The 2,430-nt window shown below is 50.0% G+C and carries 1 protein-coding gene; it reads left to right on the forward strand.

Annotated elements, in window-relative coordinates:
- The coding region (locus DUT70_RS12810) for a beta strand repeat-containing protein (RefSeq protein WP_205529801.1) at nucleotides 1–2,430 on the forward strand (2,430 nt) is incomplete at both ends.

Genomic DNA, 2,430 nt, shown 5'->3' on the forward strand with positions numbered 1-2,430 from the left:
TACCGCCTCCAACTATACCATCAGCTATGTGGGTGGCGATATCATTGTTGGCGCCAAGGCATTGACCATTACGGCGAATAACGTAAACAAAACTTATGGATCAACATTGACAGGTGCTACTGGATCTACCGCTTTTACATCAAGTGGACTGGTGAATGGTGAGACTGTAGGGAGTGTAACGATCGCCTACAGCGCAGGTGCTGCGGCAACCGATGCGGTGAATACCTATACGGGGCAGGTGACTCCAAGCGCAGCTACGGGTGGTTCGTTTACCGCCTCCAACTATACCATCAGCTATGTGGGTGGCGATATCATTGTTGGTGCCAAGGCATTGACCATTACGGCGAATAACGTGAATAAAACTTATGGATCAACATTGACAGGTGCTGCTGGATCTACCGCTTTTACATCAAGTGGATTGGCGAATAGTGAAACGATCGGCAGTGTAACCTTAGCCTATGGTACGGGTGCTGCTGCAACCGATGCAGTGAATACCTATACGGGGCAGGTAACTCCAAGTGCGGCTACGGGTGGCACTTTTACGGCATCCAACTATACCATCAGTTATGCTACTGGCGATATCATTGTTGGTGCCAAGGCGCTGACCATTACGGCGAACAACGTGAACAAGACCTATGGGCAGACTTTGACAGGTGCTGCTGGATCTACCGCTTTTACATCAAGTGGATTGGCGAATAGTGAAACGATCGGCAGTGTAACCTTAGCCTATGGTACGGGTGCTGCTGCAACCGATGCAGTGAATACCTATACGGGGCAGGTAACTCCAAGTGCTGCTACAGGCGGCACATTTACGGCCTCCAACTATACCATCAGCTATGCTGCTGGCGATATCATTGTTGGTGCAAAGGCACTGACCATTACGGCGAATAATGTAAACAAAACCTATGGACAGATCCTGACTGGTGGAACGGGCTCTAATGCATTTGTTTCCAGTGGACTGGAGAATGGTGAGACTGTAGGGAGTGTAACGATTGCCTACGGGGCAGGTGCAGCGGCAACAGCTGGGGTGAATACCTATGCTGGTTCTGTTATTCCAAGTGCGGTTATCGGCGGTACTTTTACTGCCTCCAATTACACCATCAGCTATGTGGGTGGCGATATCATCGTTGGTGCCAAGGCACTGACCATTACAGCGAATAACGTAAACAAAACTTATGGATCAACATTGACAGGTGCTGCTGGATCTACCGCTTTTACATCGAATGGACTGGTGAATAGTGAAACGATTGGCAGTGTAACCTTGGCCTATGGTACAGGTTCAGCGGCAACAGCTGCGGTGAATACCTATACGGGGCAGGTAACTCCAAGTGCGGCTACGGGCGGTACGTTTACCGCCTCCAACTATACCATCAGCTATGTGGGTGGCGATATCATTGTTGGAACCAAGACATTGACGATCACGGCTTCGGCGAGGACCAAGACCTATGGGGACGCGGTGACCTTTGCGGGTACTGAATTCACCTCGGTTGGTTTGACCAATGGCGATGCGGTGACCAGTGTGACCCTGACCAGTACTGGTGCAGCAGCCACCGCTACGGTAGCGGGCTCAACCTATCCAATTGTAGCAACAGCAGCAGTTGGTACTGGACTAGGCAATTACAACATCAGTTATGTAAATGGAGCGCTGACGGTAACGCCTCGAGCTTTGGTTGTGGCCAATACTAACCGCTCTAAAGTTTATGGTGACGTACTGGTGAACACCGATTTTGCGGGAAGCATTACAGGTATACAGAATAGTGATAACATTACCGTGACGAGGAATAGTACGGGAGCAGCGGCTACTGCTGCGATAGGCAATAGCTATCCGATTGTGGCCACGTTTTTGGATCCTGACAGTAAGTTAGGCAACTATACGGTGACCAATCCAAATGGTACTTTGACGGTAACTCAGAAAGCGTTGACTGTTACGGCCTCTGCCAGGACCAAGACCTATGGGGATGCGGTAACCTTTGCGGGCACCGAATTCACCTCGGTTGGTTTGACCAATGGCGATGCGGTGACCAGTGTGACCCTGACCAGTACTGGTGCAGCAGCCACCGCTACGGTAGCGGGCTCAACCTATCCAATTGTAGCAACAGCAGCAGTTGGTACTGGACTAGGCAATTACAACATCAGTTATGTAAATGGAGCGCTGACGGTAACGCCTCGAGCTTTGGTTGTGGCCAATACTAACCGCTCTAAAGTTTATGGTGACGTACTGGTGAACACCGATTTTGCGGGAAGCATTACAGGTATACAGAATAGTGATAACATTACCGTGACGAGGAATAGTACGGGAGCAGCGGCTACTGCTGCGATAGGCAATAGCTATCCGATTGTGGCCACGTTTTTGGATCCTGACAGTAAGTTAGGCAACTATACGGTGACCAATCCAAATGGTACTTTGACGGTAACTCAGAAAGCGTTGAC

Origin of the sequence: Pedobacter chitinilyticus, from assembly GCF_003313385.1 — a bacterium.
Taxonomy (GTDB): Bacteria; Bacteroidota; Bacteroidia; order Sphingobacteriales; family Sphingobacteriaceae; genus Pedobacter; species Pedobacter chitinilyticus.